This window comes from Mycolicibacterium komossense, assembly GCF_025822605.1.
GTDB lineage: Bacteria > Actinomycetota > Actinomycetes > Mycobacteriales > Mycobacteriaceae > Mycobacterium > Mycobacterium komossense.
Genome location: NZ_JACKTY010000047.1, coordinates 45,223 through 61,753, shown reverse-complemented (window position 1 = coordinate 61,753; position 16,531 = coordinate 45,223). Strand labels below are relative to the sequence as shown.

Sequence of the window (16,531 nt, the reverse complement as noted above, 5' to 3'; positions counted from 1 at the left end):
GGCGTGCGGGGTCTCACCGGCGATGACCGCTGCTAAGACCCCTCCCATCACGCTGTGTTTGACACCTGCGCGCGGTGCGGTGCGGTGAACGTCGCCGGCGACAAGCCCAGGTGATCCCGCAGAGTGGTCCCGGTGTACTCGGTGCGGAACAGGCCACGCCGCTGGAGCTCCGGCACCACTGCATCGACGAAATCGTTGAAGGTGCCCGGCGTGGACGCCGACGACACCATGAAGCCGTCGGCCTCCTGTGCCAGGAACGATTCTTCGATCTGATCCGCCACCTGCCTTGCGGTGCCGACGAACTGGGGCAGCAGCACGCCTTGGGCGTACCACTTGCCGACATCGCGAAGTGTCAGGTTGTCGCGGTTGGCGACTCGGCGCACCGTATCGAACAGGCCCTGCGTACCGCTTACCTGCACCTCCTCGACGGGTGCGTCGAGGTCGTAACCGGAGAAATCGTGATCGGTGTGCACGCTGAGGGTGATCAACCCGGAGATCGGGTCGGCCAGCTCGTTGTGGAACGCCTGCTTCTCCCGCGCGATCGATTCGGTCTCGCCGATGAAGGGAATGAACGCCGGGAAGATCAACACCTGATCCGGGTTGCGCCCGTAGTTCACGGCACGTGACTTGATGTCGTCGTAGTAGGCGCGGCGACCCTCGGGTGTCGGCTCGATCTCGAAGATCGCCTCCGCCCAGCGCGCCGCGAAATCCCGGCCCGTCTCCGATGATCCGGCCTGGATCAGGACCGGCCTGCCCTGCGGGGAATGGGGCACGTTGAGCGGTCCCTTCGACCGGAAGTACTCCCCGTCATGGTTGATGTGACGGATCCGGGTCGGATCGGCGAACACGCCGCTTTCCTTGTCCAGCACAAGGGCGTCGGGTTCCCAGCTGGACCACAGTTCCAGTGCGGTGCGGACGAATTCGTCGGCCCGCTCGTAGCGGAACTCGTGCGCCAGGTGGTCGTCGTGCCCGAAGTTCTGCGCTTCCCCCTGGGTCAGCGAGGTGACGATGTTCCAGGCCACCCTGCCCTTGGTGATGTGATCCAGGCTGGAGAAGATCCTGGCCAGTTCGTAGGGGTGAAAGAAGGTGGCGGACTTGGTGATCGCCACCCCAAGGTGGATGGTGACCGCGGCGATGCTGGCCGCGACGATCGATGGGTCCAGCGTCGCGGTGGCCTGCGTACCGCGGCGCAGCGGTTCGGCGATCCCGTCGCCGTACCGGACCGGTGCGGCAAGAAGGTCGGCGAAGAACAGGAAGTCGAACTTGCCCCGCTCGAGGATGCGGCCGATCCGGTGGTAGTACTCCGGGGTGAGGAACGCCGGGTCGCTGGCGGGGTGCCGCCACGCGGCGTGGGAGTGGGTTACCTGGGAGGCGATCTGGAAACCACCGAGATGCAGTTGCCGAGTCATGGTGTCCTTTCTGCGATTTCGGCGTGCTCAGTAGCGCTCAGCGGTTACGGGCACGCCGAAATCACAGGGTCAGAAGTAGGCGTTGGCGGGCAGGGGAGTGTCGTGCAGCAGGTTGTCGCCGATCGCCCGCGCCTTGTACGCGACGGGGTTGTGCAGCGTGATGGTGCGGATGTTGCGCCAGTGCCGGTCAAGGTTGCGTTGGCGGCTCGACGCGCTGGCACCGCCGAGCTCGAGCAGCCGGGTCGCGGCTTCCGGCGCGACTGCGTCGAGGTGCACCTTGACCTTGGACACCTTCAGCTGAGCCTGTTCCGCCAGCCGGGCATCGGGCACACCGTCGCGTTCGGAGTCCGTCGCGGCACCGATCGCCTCGGCCGCATCGAGGACCGCCGCCCTGGCGACGTACGCGGTGCTGGCGAGCTCGCCGAGCAGTTTCTGATAGAGCGGATCGTCGACCGGGCTCTCGGTCAGGGCGTGGCTGAAGCTGCGGGTCCGGGACCGCAGCAGCGCGACGCCGTCATCGACCACCGACTCCAGCACGCCGGCGACCACCGCGTGGATATAGAGCTGCAGCGACGCGTACTGCACCGTCGGGGACGGCTGGGCGTCGTAGGGAGAGTCGGCGAGCACCTCGTCCGCCGACACCTCGACGTTCGTGAACACCGTGGTGCCGGTCCCGGTGCGACGCTGGCCGAAACCGTCCCAGTCGTCGATGATGCGCACACCTTCTCGATCAGCCGGGATCAGCACCGATGCCACCGAATCGTGGTCGGTGGTCGTGGCGACGGTGAGGTAATCGGAGAACAGCGTGCCGGTGCTGTAGAACTTCTCACCGTCGAGCCGGTGGCCCCCGCCTTCGGCGGGCAGCAGGCGGGTGTTGAAGACCAGACTGCCGACCGCCAGGGCGCCCTTCTCGCTGAACGCGTTGGCGAACAGGTTGCCCGCCGCGACCGCGTTCAGCCACCGCTGTGAGACCGCGTCGGCCGGATTGGCTTTGAGTGCCCGCAGACGCTCCTCGGTGAACCAGAAATGCGTCCGGAAGATATGCGCCACTATGGGATCCGCACGGGCGACGTCGATGACGGCCGAAAAGAGCTGTCGCACTGAGTATCCTGGGCCGCCGAACTCGGCAGGCAACCGCAACGTGCCGAAGCCGGCGCGTTTGAGTGCTCCGACCTGTTCGAAAGGGTTCTCGTCGTTGAGGTCTCGGTCTCGAGCGCCCGCGGCGATTTCGGTGAGCAGCGAATCGAAGGCTTCAGTGCCGGGTAGCCGTAGCTCGATGGCAGATGTTTGGGTCATTGATTCGTTCTACCGACGACGCTACAACGGGGCACGGCTTTGGATCACGCCGAACCTAAGACTCGGTCACCAGGCACAATGGGGGTGATGACTCTCAATGCCAGGCGCAGGCGCGTGCACGACAAGCTCGCCGCCCTACCCGGTGTGCGATCGGTCCGCAGGCCGGTGGCGCCGGACAGCGACGAGCGGTTTGACCTGTTCTATGTGCGCTCCGGCCCGCAGTCGGAACATCCGCTGGTGATTATCCCCGGCGGCCCCGGCGTGGCGTCAATACAGCTCTACAAGGGTTTCCGGCGCCGCGCCGCGGCTCGGGGCCTCGACGTCATCATGATGGAGCACCGTGGGGTTGGCATGTCCCGCCACGATGATTCCGGGGCTGACCTGCCGCCGGAGTCGATGACCGTTGGCCAGGTCGTCGACGACGTCGCTGCCGTGCTCGATGACGCCGGCGTCGCCACGGCGATCCCCTACGGCACGTCGTACGGCACCTATATCGCGGCCGGGCTGGGCGTGCGCCACCGCGATCGGGTGCACGCGATGGTGCTGGACTCGCCCGTGCTGTCGGCCTCTGATATCGAGGCGGTCCGGGCGGCGGTCCGCGGTGTGCTGTTGGACGGAGCCGATTCCGACACCTCGGATCTGGCTGCCAAGGTGCGCCGGCTCGTCGACGACGGAGTGATGACACCGGCGGCGGGCCAGATCGCCACCGTCATCTACGGGTTCGGTGGTGCCGAGTTGTTGGACCGGCAGCTCGATCTGTTACTCAGCGGACGCACTCTGCTCTGGCGGGCCATCGACCAGATCGGCAAGCTCACTTTGCGAAAGGCGCCGTACCGCAACGAGGTCGATCTGGTCGGCCGGATCGCTTTCCGGGAGTTGGATTACGTGGGCGAACCTGACGGCCTGCCGCTCGACCCGTCCGAGGTGCTGCAGGAGATGGCTCAGCAAATCGCCGGGCCGACACCGGCTTTCGAGGCTGAGCCGTATGACCTGGTCGCCGAGATGCCGCGCTTCGACTGGTCGACCGCGGTGATCTCCGGGGGCCGAGATCTGACCACCCCGCCTGCGGTGGCTGAGCGGGTTGCGTCGTTGATTCCCGATGCTGCCCTGGTGCGGTTGCCGACGGCCGGGCACAGCGCGCTGGACACCCGCGAGCGCGCGGCGATGGAGATCGCGAAAGCGGTGACCCAGGGCGAGACTGCCGAGCTACCTGCTCGCGGTGACGAACTCGACGCGCTGCCCGGTAACCCCGCCGTGCGGCTGCTGGTGTCGGCGGTCGCGGCGGCCGCTGCCATCGAGGGGGCGGTGCCGAAGAGCCTGGCCGACCTGCCGGGGTTGCCGGGCCGCTCTGCACCGACGGCCTGATCGGGTGGGCTACTTCATGAACCCGACTTCATGAACCCGACCTTCGCATAGTCGATGTCGCCGAGGCCGGCCGGTCCGAAGTTGGCCAAGGCGCTGCGGACCGCCATGTTGCCCGGCGACTGGAACAGCGGCAGACTGAACCCCTCGGCCCAGATCAGCTTGTCGACCTCGTTGGCCAGCGTGCGCGCCTTATCGGGATCGAGCTCGTTGAGGGTTTGCTCGACTTTCGCGTCGATCTCCGGGCTGCTGATCTTGCCGAAGTTGCTCTCGGCGCCGGTGACATAGGTCTGCGTCAGATTGCCGAGGGCGAAAGCGTCTCCGCCCCAGCCGAACTGGGCGATATCGAAGTTGCCGACGATAATCCAGTTGGTGAAGAAGCCGTCACCGGGCTTGGGGTCGATCTGCATGTTGACCCCGATCTGGGCCAGGCTGTTCTGCGCGATCTGGGCGATCTGCTTGGTGCTCTCCGCGTCGTAGAGCACGTCACGGACAATCAGTTGCTTACCGTCCTTCTCGCGGAACTGCCCGTTCATCTTCCAGCCCAGCGCGTCGAGTTCCGCTTTGGCCTTTTCCGGGTCGTAGGCAACCACTGCGCTGTTGTCCTGGTAGCCCTTCTGCCCGGCGACGTAGACGTGGTTGTTCAGCGGCGCGGGGGTGTCGACCAGGCCGCGCTGGGTCACGTCGGCGATGGCTTGGCGGTCGATGCCCTTGGCGACGGCCAAGCGCAGCGCCTTGTCGGCCAGGATCGAACCGGGGGCGCCGTTGAAGGTGAAGTGGTACCAGCTCGGTGACGGCGCGCGCCGGATGGAGATCCCCGCCGTGTTCCTGGCGGTGGTCAGGTCGGCCAGCGAACCCAGTCCGGCGGCGTCGATCGTGTTGTTCTGCAGGGCGGGTATCAGGGCGGCATCATCGAGCACCAGATAGGTGACCGAATCCAGCAGCGGTGGCGTACCCCACCATTTCGGGTTGCGAGTCAACGTGATCCGTTGCGCGGTCCGGTCGACATTACTGACCATGAACGGACTCGCGGACGGGCCGGGCGTTGTCAGCCAGCCCTTGTTGAAGACGTCCGGGTTCTCGGTCATCTTCTTCGGTAACAGCATTCCGTTGCCCGCGAACATGCCTTTCCAGTCGGCATAGGGCTTGGCGAATGTCATGACGGCCTGACGGTCGTCGACGCCGCGGATCACCGAGGCGACCCGCTCGCTGCCGGATGCACTGGCGATCAGGTACCGCGGGTCCTTACCGTTGGTGGCGCTGGTTTCGGAGGCGATGTCCTCCCAGGTGATCGGCGTGCCGTCCGTCCAGACCGCCTTGGGGTTGATGGTGTAGGTCACCACCTGCGGGTTCTCGCTGGTCAGCTCGATATTGGTGAAGTAGTCGGTGTTGACCGTGGTGCTGCCGTCGGGTGCGACGCGGAACGCCCGCGGCATCGTCCAACGCATGATCGCGCCGGTGGAGGCGTCGTTACCGTCGACGTTGAGGACATTGAAGTTGGCCGGCAGCGACGGCAGCGACAGCCGCAGCGTGCCGCCCTGGCGCAGTGCCGCGACATCCTGCGGGTTGATATCGCTGGTGCTGCCGAGCTCTGCGTTTCCGCCCGCCGGCGGAGGCTGACTGGGGCCGGCTGAGCAGCCAGACAGGATCAGTGCGGCGGTAAAGACCAGCGCAGCGCAGCGGCTGAGCGTCGTGGAAAGCGACATGCGCATCGACCCTACCGGGGGGTTGGCTGCGGTACTGCGGCGAGCAACGTCTTGGTGTACTCGTGTTGTGGGTGGCTGAACACGGCGTCCGCCTCACCCTGTTCGACGATGACGCCTTTGTGCATCACAGCCACCCGGTGCGCGAGGTGTTTGACCACCGAGAGGTCATGAGAGACGAACAGATACGACAGGCCGAAGCGCTGTTGCAGATCCAGCAGCAGATTGAGGATGCCGGCCTGAATCGACACGTCCAGAGCGGACACCGGCTCGTCGAGAGCCAGGATCTTCGGCTGTAGCGCCAGCGCCCGCGCGATCCCGATCCGCTGTTTCTGGCCGCCGGAGAACTCGGCCGGATAGCGGCTGGCATCGCTGTGGCGCAGCCCGACGATGTCGAGCAGCTCGGCCACCCTCGATTGGCTGGCGGCCTTGTCGAAGCCGTTGGCGTGCAACGGCTCTGCCAGCACTTCCGACACCGGTAGGCGTGGATCCAGGGATGCCACCGGATCCTGGAAGACCACCTGGAGATCGCGCCGCAGCGCCCGCCGGGCAGCGCTGTCCAGACCCGCGACGTCGTTGCCGAGCACCTCGATCGAGCCGGACTGGGGAGCGTTCAACTCCAGGATCTGGTGCAGCGTGGTCGATTTCCCCGACCCCGATTCCCCGACGATGCCCAGGGTGCGGCCCCTGGGCAGTTCGAAGGTGATGCCGTCGACCGCGCGGACCTCGCCGATGGTGCGGCGGAACACCACTCCCTTGGTCAGCCGGTAGGTCTTGACGAGGTCACGTACCCGAAGGACCACATCACCCGACGGCTGCGCCTCAGCGGAGGCAGGGGCCGCAGGGACGCCGAAGATCTCGTCGGCACTGCGCCCGGTGACCTCGTCGGTACGGATGCAGGCCGCGTTGTGCGGTCCGGCCGTCGCATCGCCGACCGGCAGCAGGTCCGGTTCCGTCGTGCGGCATTCGTCGACGACGAGTGGGCAGCGTGGGGCGAACGGGCAGCCGGGGTCGAGGCCGGCCAGCGAGGGCGGAGCACCCGGGATCGGGACCAGTCGCTGCCCCTGGCGGGCGTCGAGTCGGGGGACCGAGCCCAGCAGGCCGACGGTGTAGGGCATCCGGCGGTCCCGGTACAGGGCGCCGACCGAGGCCTCTTCGACCGCACGCCCGGCGTACATGACCATGGCGCGGTCGGCGAATTCGGCGACCACACCGAGATCGTGGGTGATGATCAGCACGCCCGCGCCGGTGACATCCCGCGCCGTCTTGAGGACGTCGAGGATCTGGGCCTGGACGGTGACGTCGAGGGCGGTGGTCGGCTCGTCGCAGATCAACAGGTCCGGGTTGTTCGCGATCGCGATCGCGATCACCACCCGCTGGCGTTCACCGCCGGACAGTTCGTGCGGGAACGCCTTCGCGCGCCGTTCGGGCTGGCGGATCCCGACCAGTTCGAGCAGCTCGATCGCCCGCCGTTGAGCCGCGGCCCGATCAGATCGAGGCTGGTGGACGGTGATCGCCTCGGCGATCTGGTCACCGACGGTGTACACCGGGGTCAGCGCCGACATCGGGTCCTGGAACACCGTGCCGATCGCCTTGCCCCGCACCTGTGACATCGGCCCGTCGTCCATCCCGATCAGTTCGTCACCGCGCAGTCGCACTGAGCCGGACACTTCGGCATAGTCGGGCAGCAGGCCGATCAGTGCCATCGCGGTGGCGGACTTACCCGAACCGGATTCGCCCACGACGGCGACCACTTCACCGGGGTCGACGTGGAAGCTCAGGCCGCGCACGGCGGTTACCGGCGCGTTATCGGTGGGGAAGGTGACGGCGAGGTCGGTGACCTCGAGCAGCGCGCTCACCGCTTGCGCTTCCGACGACGGAGGTTACCTGCGCCGGGGTCGACTGCATCGCGCAGGCCGTCGCCGATCAGGTTGGCGCACATGATGATCAGCACCAGCACACCGGCGGGGAAAAGAAACACCCACGGAAACGTCGTCGCCGATCTGGTGCCGTCAGCGATCAGGGTGCCCAGAGATACGTCAGGCGGCTGAATGCCGAAACCCAGGAAACTCAGCCCGGTTTCGGCCAAGATGGCCACGCCGACGTTGAGCGCGGTGTCGATGATCAGGATGGACGCCACGTTCGGCAGGATGTGCCGGACGATGATCCGCCAGTTCGACACCCCCATATATCTTGCGGCCTGGACGAATTCGCGTTCGCGGAGGCTGATCGTCATCCCGCGCACCATCCGCGAACTGATCATCCAGCCGAATACCGAGAGCAGCACGATCAGCGCCACCACGCCGCCGCCCTGGTGGATCCGAGGCGTCACGATCGCGATCAGGATAAAACTCGGAACCACCAGGAGCAGGTCGACGAACCACATCAATGTCCGATCCCGCCAGCCGCCGAAATAGCCCGCCACCGAGCCCACCGCGGCCGCGATGGCCGTCGAGATCACCGCCACGCAGACGCCGATCAGCATCGACTTCTGCATTCCGCGCAGCGTCTGGGCGAGCAGGTCCTGGCCCAGTGCGTTGGTGCCGAACCAGTGGCTGCTGGTTGGCGGTTGTTGCAGCGAATAGAAATCGAGGTCGGTGTAGGACCACGGCAGCAGCGGGGGTAACGCGTAACAGCCCACGAACATCAGCGCGAGCAGGACCAGAGCCACCGCGGCGGGCCGGTTGCGCAGGAACCGGCGCCACACCAGGGTGCGGCGCGACGCGAACAGGGGGGGATCGACCCCGGCCTTGGCCGATGTCGACGATTCGCTGGTCACCGGTTCGCTCATGACACCCGCACTCGCGGATCCAGCGCCGCATAGACCACGTCGGAGAGCAACCCGGACAACAGGATGACCCCGCCCGCGAACACCGTGATGGCCGCGATGATGTTGGTGTCTTGGGTACTGATGCCCTGGATCAGCCATTCACCCATGCCGTGCCAGCCGAAGATCTTCTCGACGAAGACGGCGCCGACGACGAGACCGCCGACGCTGTAGGCGAACAGCGTGGCCATCGGGATCAGTGCGGTGCGCAGACCGTGTTTGAACAACGCCTGACGTCGGGTCAGCCCCTTGGCGCGGGCGGTCCGGATGAAGTCCTGCCCGAGCACGTCGAGCATCGCGTTGCGCTGATAGCGGCTATACCCGGCGATCGAGCCGAGCGACAGCGCCAAGGTCGGCAGCAGAAGATGCATCAGTCGGTCCGCGATCTGGTTCCACAGCCCGACGACGTCGGGTGACGTCTCGCCGGTGTAGGACAGTTGGATCCCGAAGTTGGAGTTCACCTGCACCGCGATCAGGGACAGCAGGTTCGCGATCACGAAGGTGGGGGTCGCCAGTACCAGCAGCGACGCCGCGGTGACCACCCGGTCCGAGAGCCGGTACTGCCGCACGGCGCTCCAAGCGCCCACCAGTACGCCGATCACCGTGCCGAACAACGACCCGAGGATCACCAGTCGCAGGCTGACGCCGATCCGGCGGCCGAGTTCTTCCCCGACGGGGTGTCCGGTCACCGTCGTGCCGAAGTTCCCCTGCGCCGCGTTGGCTGCCCAGTGCAGGTAACGCAGTGGAATCGGCTTGTCGAGGTCGAGTTCGGCGGCCTTGGCGGCGATGACCGCCGACGGCGGTCGCGGGTTGCGCTGTTCGAGACTGTCGAGGGGCTTGAATGCCAGCGAGGTGAGGCAGAACGTCAGAAACGACGCCAGCACCAAGAGCACCACGTAGTTGAGCAGACGACGGGCGAGGAACCGCGTCATCCGCGAGTGCTCCGACCATGCCGCATGCGCACAGGGTAAGAGATGTGCCCTGCGGGAGACCTGAGGGCCATGCCCCGGCGCGCCGCTACGGGGCGCCGAGGGGACGCGAATTCACAGAGCCATGGCCGGATGTCTTCAGGTTTCCCCAAGCTTGACACGATTCACTTCCCCGCAGGGGGGTGTTTGCTGTATGCAAGCGCGGTGATTTCCCCTGGGTGAGAGCGTGAGTGACTGAGGGAGATTCCAGGGTGGGAGACGGCAGGCGCAGGACAACCAAGTTGCTGGCCGCGGTCATCGGCGGCGGCAGCCTGGTGACGATGGGGATCGTCACCGCGATGGTCGGCAGTCAGCCGGCCGCTGGCACGTCGATTGTGTCCGGGCCGATGACCCGCGGTGTGACGGTGACCGAGGTGGCTGCCACCACGACGTTGCCGGGCAGCGTATTGCCCACGGCGAAGGCTGCACCTGAGGTGAAGGCCAAGGCCTACAAGTAACCGACTCCCGGCCGCGCGGGGCGGCTGTGTTTTCGCTGAACGTTTCGTGTCTGTTCGCTTTGGTTAACCAGGGCCGCGAAGGGGTGCAACGACGCTCCCCTGAAACAGCCCGAAGCAGACCGGAACGGAGTGGTCAGACGTGAACAACAACAACAACAGCCCGGCCCGGGTAAAGCTCTTCGCCGCCGCGATCGGCGGTGCCGCAGTTGTGGCGTTGGGCGCGCTGGGAGTGGCGGTCAACTCCGAGACCAGCAATTCGGTGGTGTCGGACCCGGCGACGCCGGTGGTGCCGTTCCCCACTTCGGAGTCCCCGGCCTCGGAGGCGCCCGAAGCGCCGGTCGCCAGCACCGCGGTGACGACTTCCGTGACGACGCCGCCATCGACCCCGGCGACGCCGAAAGCGTCCCCGTCGATCACGACGACACCGACGTCGGCCGAACCGGGCTGATAGCGGCACCGGCGTGACTTGCAAGGCCTCGGGGATCGACGCCCCGGGGCCTTGTCAGTCTTGCCGTCATTGCGATCTAGCTGAGTTAAGCCCTGGGCTCGCGCGCTGGCGTTGTTAGCGTCGAACGATGACCGTCACCGACGAATACCTGGCCAACAACGCGGAGTACGCCCGCACCTTCAGCGGTCCGCTGCCGCTGCCGCCCAGTAAGCACGTGGCAGTTGTGGCCTGTATGGACGCCCGGCTCGACGTGTACCGCATCCTCGGTCTCGGCGGCGGTGAGGCTCACGTCATCCGCAATGCCGGGGGAGTGGTCACCGACGACGAGATCCGCTCGCTGGCGATCAGTCAGCGGTTGCTCGGTACCAAGGAGATCATCCTCATTCATCACACCGACTGCGGGATGCTCACTTTCACCGACGACGCTTTCAAAGGCGATATCCAATCCGAGACCGGCATCAAGCCCGGATGGGCGGCGGAGGCGTTCGCCGACATCGACGAGGACGTCCGGCAGTCGTTGCGGCGGATCGACGCCAGCCCGTTCGTAACCAAACACGAATCGCTGCGCGGATTCGTCTTCGACGTCGCGACCGGCCTGCTCAGCGAGGTGACGCGCTAGGCCTGATCGCGGCATCGATGAGCTGTTCAGCCGCTGCGCGGGCAACGTGTGCGGTCGACGGGTCGCGGTCCATGCGGGCACCGAGGCCGGCGCCGTCGTAGATGAGTTGCAGCTGACGGCCCAGGACCACGGGGTCGGCGGCGCCCGCCTCCTCCGCGAGTCGGGTCAGCAGCCCGCGGATATCGGCGCGGTACTCGTCGGCGGCTTTTTCTACGAGTCCGCCGCCGGGCGCCTCGGCACTTGCGGTGGCGAATGCGCAGCCGCGAAAACCGGGTTGGGCGAACAGTTCTCCCTGTGCGTCGAAGACCGCGAGCAGCCGCGCCCGCGGATCGGTCTCGCCCTCGACCGCGGCGAGTAGCCGGTCGGTGGTTCCGGCATGCCGGGCTTCGAGGTAGGCCCGCACCAAGGCCTCTTTACTGCCGAAGGTGTTGTACAAGGAGGCCTTGGCTACTCCGGCCTCTTCGATGACCCGGTCGATACCGACCGTCTGAACGCCCTCGCGGTAGAACAGATCGTTGGCAGCGTCGAGCAGCCGTTCCCTGGCCGGCTTGGTCTTCATCGTTCCTCCTCGACGGGCTCGAGTAGCAGGACAGGGATGTCGCGGCCGGCTGCCTTGGCGCGGTATTCGGGGAAATGGGGCCAGTCGCGTTCGGCGACGAGCCACCACCGCGACTTCTCCTCGCCGAACACCTCCCGGGCCCGCACCCGGCGCACGATGGCGCCGTCTTGTAGCGAAATCACTGGATGGGCTTTGACATTGGCGTACCACGCCGGGTCGTGCTGCGCTCCGGCGTTCGACGCGACGGCGACGTAGACGTCGCCGTCCTTGATCCGCATGACGGGGTTCTTCCTGACATTCCCGGTCTTGGCTCCGGTGGTGGTCAAGATGACGACCGGACGGCCCTCGAGCGTGCCGCCTTGGCGTCCGTCGGTGGCCTCGTACAGCGTGACCTGGTCTCGCACTCGTTTGCTCGGGCTGGGTTGGCAGGAGTCGGGCATGTCCGTCACACCGCCGTCCGACCGCCGTCGACGGGGATGACGGCGCCGGTGATGTAGCTCGCCTTATCCGAGGCGAGAAATGCGACGACGCCCGAGACCTCCTCGGGTTGCGCGGCCCGGCTGAGCAGGGTGGTGGCCCCCAGGTTCTCGATGAGGTCCCGGTCGGCGCCGGTGTAGACCGGCCCGGGTGCCACGGTGTTGACCCGAACGCCGGACGGGCTGAACTCGGCAGCCCACGCCCGCGACATCGCCGTCAGTGCGGCCTTGGTCGCGCCGTATGCGGCACCTCCGGCCAGACCGATTCGCCCGGCCATGCTGTCCACGCTGATGATGCTGCCGTGCCCGCGTGCTGCCATTCCCGGTGCGAGCGCTGCCACGAGTTGGTACGCGGCCCGCACGTTGCTGTCGAAAAGCTCGGCGAAGGTGTCTGCCGGGAGTTCCGCAGAGGGCCCGAACCAGGAAAACCCACCATTGTTCACCAGCACCTCGACGTCGCCGGCCTGCTCCGCCAGCTCGGTGACGGCGGCCGCATCCGCCAGATCTGCGGCGATGAAGCGGGCCTGTCCTCCGCTGGTCTCGATCTCGGCAACCGTCGCAGCGCCGCGTTCGGAGTCCCGGCCGTGCACGATGACGGTGAAACCTGCGTTGGCCAAGTCGAGCGCCACCGCCCGCCCGATTCCTGACGTGGCACCGGTGACCAGCGCAACGGGGCCGGAAGAAGAGTTGTGCGGCATGATCGCTCCCTTGGATTTGAGTAGACCTGTCTGTCTAGTCCGGAGAGTATGACAATGAGACCGATCTGTCTATTCCGGCCGTTCGCGAGAAAACGTTGACAGCGTCGCCGACGACTGGTTTCATTCTCGGCTAAGAAAGTAAATATGGTCAGATCTACCAACTTTACGAGGAATTCATGACCACCACGCACGCGTCGGCCCAACCGGCCGCGGGGCAATACGAACTGAGTCATCTGCGCTCGCTGGAGGCGGAGGCCATCCACATCATTCGCGAGGTGGCGGCCGAATTCGAGAAGCCCGTACTGCTGTTCTCCGGCGGCAAGGACTCCATCGTGATGCTGCACCTGGCCATCAAGGCGTTCCTGCCGGGCCGGCTGCCGTTCCCGGTGATGCACGTCGACACCGGGCACAACTTCGACGAGGTGATCGCCACCCGCGATCGCCTGGTCGCCGAGCATGGGGTGCGTCTTGTCGTCGCCAGCGTCGAGGATGACATTGCGGCCGGGCGAGTAGTGGACAACGGACCGTCTCGGAACCCGTTGCAGACGGTGACGCTGCTGCGCGGCATCCGCGAGAACAAGTTCGACGCGGCCTTCGGCGGGGCGCGACGCGACGAGGAGAAGGCCCGCGCCAAGGAGCGGGTGTTCAGCTTCCGAGACGAGTTCGGTCAGTGGGACCCCAAGGCGCAGCGCCCAGAGCTGTGGAACATCTACAACGGCCGCCATCACAAGGGTGAACACATCCGGGTGTTTCCCCTGTCGAACTGGACCGAGTACGACATCTGGGCCTACATCGGCGCCGAGAACATCACCCTGCCCGGCATCTACTACGCGCATCGCCGCCCGGTGTTCCAGCGCGACGGGATGCTGCTGGCCGTGCACGAATACCTGCAGCCTGCCGTCGACGAGGAGGTCTTCGAAACCTCGGTGCGGTTCCGCACCGTCGGCGACGTCACCTGTACCGGCTGCGTCGAATCCACGGCCGCGACCGTCGACGAGGTGATCGCCGAGACCGCGGTGTCACGACTGACCGAGCGCGGCGCGACTCGCGCCGACGACCGGATTTCCGAAGCCGGGATGGAAGACCGCAAGCGGGAGGGCTACTTCTGATGGCAACACTGTTGAGGCTCGCCACCGCGGGCTCCGTCGACGACGGCAAGTCCACGCTCATCGGGCGGTTGCTCTATGACTCGAAAGCCGTCATGGAGGACCAACTGGCCGCCGTCGAGCGCACCTCGCGCGAGCGCGGCAACGACTTCACCGACCTGGCTCTGGTGACCGACGGCCTGCGCTCCGAGCGCGAACAGGGCATCACCATCGACGTTGCTTATCGCTATTTCGCAACCTCCAAGCGCAAGTTCATCATCGCCGATACCCCGGGGCACCTGCAGTACACCCGCAACATGGTGACCGGGACGTCTACGGCGCAGCTGGCGATCGTGCTGGTCGACGCTCGGCACGGCCTGCTGGAACAGTCGCGCAGGCATGCGTTCCTGGCATCGCTGCTCGGCATCCAGCACATCGTGCTGGCCGTCAACAAGATGGACCTGATCGACTGGGATCAACAGCGCTTCGAAGCCATCCGCGACGAATTCCACGCTTTCGCAGCACGTTTGGACATTCACGACGTCACGACGATCCCGATGTCGGCACTGCAAGGCGACAACGTGGTGACCAAATCGGCCAACACCCCCTGGTATGAGGGGCCTGCTCTGCTGTCGCACCTCGAAGAGGTGTACATCGCCGGTGACCGCAACCTGATCGACGTCCGCTTTCCCGTGCAGTACGTCATTCGGCCACAAACGCGCGACCACGCCGACCACCGCAGTTACGCGGGCACCGTGGCCAGCGGGGTGATGCGCCCCGGCGACGACATCGTCGTGCTGCCGGCCGGCAAGACCAGTCGCATCACCACCATCGACGGCCCCAACGGTCCGGTCGACGAGGCGTTCCCGCCGATGGCGGTTTCGGTGAGTCTGGCCGACGATATCGACATCTCCCGCGGCGACATGATCGCGCGGGCGAACAATCAGCCCGACGTGACACAGGATTTCGACGCCACCGTGTGCTGGATGGCCGATGAGACAGCGCTGGAGCCGGGGCGCGACTACATCATCAAACACACCACGAAGACCACCAGGGCCAGGGTGACGTCGCTGGACTACCGTCTCGACGTCAATACCCTGCACCGCGACAAGAGTGCAACAGCGTTGAAGCTCAACGAACTTGGACGCATCACATTGCGCACTCAGCAGCCGCTGCTGCTCGACGAGTACTCGCGCAACGCCGCCACCGGATCGTTCATCCTGATCGACCCGGATACCAACGGCACGGTCGCGGCGGGCATGGTGCGCGACACGGCGCCGGCCGCCAACCGTACCGCGAGCCCCAACACGGTGCGCCACCAGTCGCTGGTTACCGCGCAGGACCGGCTCTCCCGCGGCTGCACGCTGTGGTTCACCGGACTGTCCGGTTCCGGCAAGTCCTCGGTCGCGGTGCTAGTCGAGCAGAAATTGCTCGAAAGTGGCCGTCCCGCCTACATTCTCGACGGGGACAACCTGCGGCACGGACTCAACTCTGACCTCGGTTTCTCCATGGACGACCGCGCCGAGAACCTGCGCCGGCTCGCTCACGTGGCCACATTGCTGGCCGATTCCGGGCAGATCGTGCTGGTGCCGGCCATCAGCCCACTCGCCGAACACCGCGAGTTGGCCCGCAAGGTGCATACCGACCAGGGCTTCGGCTTCTTCGAGGTCTTCATGGATACCCCGCTGTCCGATTGTGAGGCACGTGATCCCAAAGGGCTCTACGCCAAAGCCCGCGCAGGCGAGATCACCCACTTCACTGGTATCGACAGCCCCTACCAGCGGCCGAAGAATCCGGATCTGCGCCTCACCCCGGAGTGGACCCCCGATGAGCTGGCGCAACAGGTCATCGACCTGTTGGATAGTCAGTCGTGACGGACCATGAACTCGCAGCACGGTTGGCCACCGAGGCCGGCGCGCTGCTGCTGAACGTGCGCGTCGAGCTGGCAGAGGCGAGTGCCGACGATCGAAAAGCGGCGGGGGACAAGCGTTCCCACGAATTCCTGATGGCCGCGCTTGGCGCTGCCCGCCCCGGCGACGCGGTGCTGTCCGAGGAGGGCACCGACGACCCGGTCCGGTTGCGCAGCGAGCGGGTCTGGATCGTCGACCCGCTCGACGGCACGCGGGAGTTCTCCGAGCTGGGCCGCGACGACTGGGCCGTACATGTGGCGTTGTGGCAGGGCGGTGAGCTGGTTGCGGGCGCAGTGGCGCTGCCGGCGCAGGGGATGACGCTGGCGACCCCGACGGTCGCTCACCCACCGGCTTTCGACGGCGCGCCGCGGGTGGTGGTGTCCCGCACCCGTCCGCCCGCGGTGGCGCTGCAGGTGCGCGATGCGCTCGATGGCACATTGGTCGAAATGGGCTCGGCGGGAGCCAAGGTGGCTGCTGTCGTGCAGGGCCGCGCCGATGTGTACGTCCATGCAGGCGGTCAGTACGAGTGGGATTCGGCGGCACCGGTGGCGGTGGCGCGGGCGGCCGGCCTGTTCACCTCACGTATCGACGGCACCCCGCTGATCTACAACCAGACCGACCCCAAACTGCCTGATCTGGTCGTGTGCCGGCCCGAACTGGCGGAGGCGGTGCTGGCGGTCACGCGAGGCAATTAGGTCGCCGAGTCGACCGAT

Annotated in this window: 16 protein-coding genes; 6 read left to right on the top strand and 10 right to left on the bottom strand. The window is 66.3% G+C overall.

Features of this window, described 5'->3' with window-relative positions; all coding sequences use genetic code 11:
- Positions 1-47: 47 nt before the first annotated feature.
- Positions 48-1,409: an LLM class flavin-dependent oxidoreductase gene (locus H7J73_RS27885; RefSeq protein ID WP_264071049.1), complete on the bottom strand. Its 1,362-nt coding sequence runs from the start codon at positions 1,407-1,409 to the stop codon at positions 48-50.
- 69 nt (positions 1,410-1,478) lie between these two features.
- The gene (locus H7J73_RS27880; RefSeq protein ID WP_264071048.1) at positions 1,479-2,705 is read right to left on the bottom strand and encodes an acyl-CoA dehydrogenase family protein; all 1,227 of its coding nucleotides are present in this window, start codon (positions 2,703-2,705) and stop codon (positions 1,479-1,481) included.
- An 87-nt stretch (positions 2,706-2,792) separates the two neighbouring features.
- Between H7J73_RS27880 and H7J73_RS27875 the strand changes: the two genes are divergently transcribed.
- Complete coding sequence (locus H7J73_RS27875) at positions 2,793-4,070, top strand: alpha/beta hydrolase (RefSeq protein WP_264071047.1); 1,278 nt, start codon at positions 2,793-2,795, stop codon at positions 4,068-4,070.
- Positions 4,071-4,084: 14 nt separating this feature from the next.
- Here H7J73_RS27875 and H7J73_RS27870 read toward each other — a convergent pair whose 3' ends face one another.
- Genes H7J73_RS27870 through H7J73_RS27855 form a run of 4 tightly spaced genes read right to left on the bottom strand, consistent with a single transcriptional unit; the run spans position 4,085 to position 9,529 of the window.
- Complete coding sequence (locus H7J73_RS27870) at positions 4,085-5,773, bottom strand: oligopeptide ABC transporter substrate-binding protein OppA (RefSeq protein WP_264071046.1); 1,689 nt, start codon at positions 5,771-5,773, stop codon at positions 4,085-4,087.
- 11 nt (positions 5,774-5,784) lie between these two features.
- Positions 5,785-7,629 (bottom strand): oligopeptide ABC transporter ATP-binding protein OppD, encoded by a 1,845-nt coding sequence (locus H7J73_RS27865; protein ID WP_264071045.1) that lies wholly within the window; start codon positions 7,627-7,629, stop codon positions 5,785-5,787.
- Complete coding sequence (locus H7J73_RS27860; RefSeq protein WP_264071044.1) at positions 7,626-8,561, bottom strand: oligopeptide ABC transporter permease OppC; 936 nt, start codon at positions 8,559-8,561, stop codon at positions 7,626-7,628. Before H7J73_RS27860 ends, H7J73_RS27865 begins: the two co-directional genes overlap by 4 nt.
- The gene (locus H7J73_RS27855) at positions 8,558-9,529 is read right to left on the bottom strand and encodes an oligopeptide ABC transporter permease OppB (protein WP_264071043.1); all 972 of its coding nucleotides are present in this window, start codon (positions 9,527-9,529) and stop codon (positions 8,558-8,560) included. Before H7J73_RS27855 ends, H7J73_RS27860 begins: the two co-directional genes overlap by 4 nt.
- 227 nt (positions 9,530-9,756) lie before the next feature.
- Here H7J73_RS27855 and H7J73_RS27850 point away from each other — a divergent pair, with 227 nt between their 5' ends.
- The gene (locus tag H7J73_RS27850) at positions 9,757-10,023 is read left to right on the top strand and encodes a hypothetical protein (protein WP_264071042.1); all 267 of its coding nucleotides are present in this window, start codon (positions 9,757-9,759) and stop codon (positions 10,021-10,023) included.
- 63 nt (positions 10,024-10,086) lie between these two features.
- Here H7J73_RS27850 and H7J73_RS27845 read toward each other — a convergent pair whose 3' ends face one another.
- Positions 10,087-10,440, bottom strand: coding sequence for a hypothetical protein (locus H7J73_RS27845; RefSeq protein WP_264071041.1), 354 nt, complete (start codon positions 10,438-10,440; stop codon positions 10,087-10,089).
- 158 nt (positions 10,441-10,598) lie between these two features.
- On the opposite strand from H7J73_RS27845, the gene H7J73_RS27840 reads away from it, so the two are divergent.
- Complete coding sequence (locus tag H7J73_RS27840; protein WP_264071040.1) at positions 10,599-11,090, top strand: beta-class carbonic anhydrase; 492 nt, start codon at positions 10,599-10,601, stop codon at positions 11,088-11,090.
- On the opposite strand, the gene H7J73_RS27835 is transcribed toward H7J73_RS27840, so the two are convergent.
- From H7J73_RS27835 to H7J73_RS27825, 3 genes are read right to left on the bottom strand one after another with little or no spacing between them, the layout of a single operon-like run.
- The gene (locus H7J73_RS27835) at positions 11,071-11,649 is read right to left on the bottom strand and encodes a TetR/AcrR family transcriptional regulator (RefSeq protein WP_264071039.1); all 579 of its coding nucleotides are present in this window, start codon (positions 11,647-11,649) and stop codon (positions 11,071-11,073) included. The two genes, H7J73_RS27840 and H7J73_RS27835, sit on opposite strands and share 20 nt — an antisense overlap.
- Entirely contained in the window at positions 11,646-12,089 is a 444-nt protein-coding gene (locus tag H7J73_RS27830) for a nitroreductase family deazaflavin-dependent oxidoreductase (RefSeq protein WP_264071038.1), read from the bottom strand. The genes H7J73_RS27835 and H7J73_RS27830 overlap by 4 nt, the downstream gene beginning before the upstream one ends.
- A 5-nt stretch (positions 12,090-12,094) precedes the next feature.
- Positions 12,095-12,823, bottom strand: coding sequence for an SDR family NAD(P)-dependent oxidoreductase (locus H7J73_RS27825; protein ID WP_264071037.1), 729 nt, complete (start codon positions 12,821-12,823; stop codon positions 12,095-12,097).
- Positions 12,824-12,999: 176 nt separating this feature from the next.
- Here H7J73_RS27825 and cysD point away from each other — a divergent pair, with 176 nt between their 5' ends.
- The 3 genes from cysD to H7J73_RS27810 are packed head-to-tail and all read left to right on the top strand — an operon-like array spanning position 13,000 to position 16,513.
- Positions 13,000-13,932, top strand: coding sequence for a sulfate adenylyltransferase subunit CysD (gene cysD / locus H7J73_RS27820; protein ID WP_264071036.1), 933 nt, complete (start codon positions 13,000-13,002; stop codon positions 13,930-13,932).
- Positions 13,932-15,782, top strand: coding sequence for a sulfate adenylyltransferase subunit CysN (cysN, locus tag H7J73_RS27815; protein WP_264071035.1), 1,851 nt, complete (start codon positions 13,932-13,934; stop codon positions 15,780-15,782). Before cysD ends, cysN begins: the two co-directional genes overlap by 1 nt.
- Positions 15,779-16,513 (top strand): 3'(2'),5'-bisphosphate nucleotidase CysQ, encoded by a 735-nt coding sequence (locus H7J73_RS27810; protein WP_264071034.1) that lies wholly within the window; start codon positions 15,779-15,781, stop codon positions 16,511-16,513. The genes cysN and H7J73_RS27810 overlap by 4 nt, the downstream gene beginning before the upstream one ends.
- Positions 16,514-16,531: the final 18 nt, after the last annotated feature.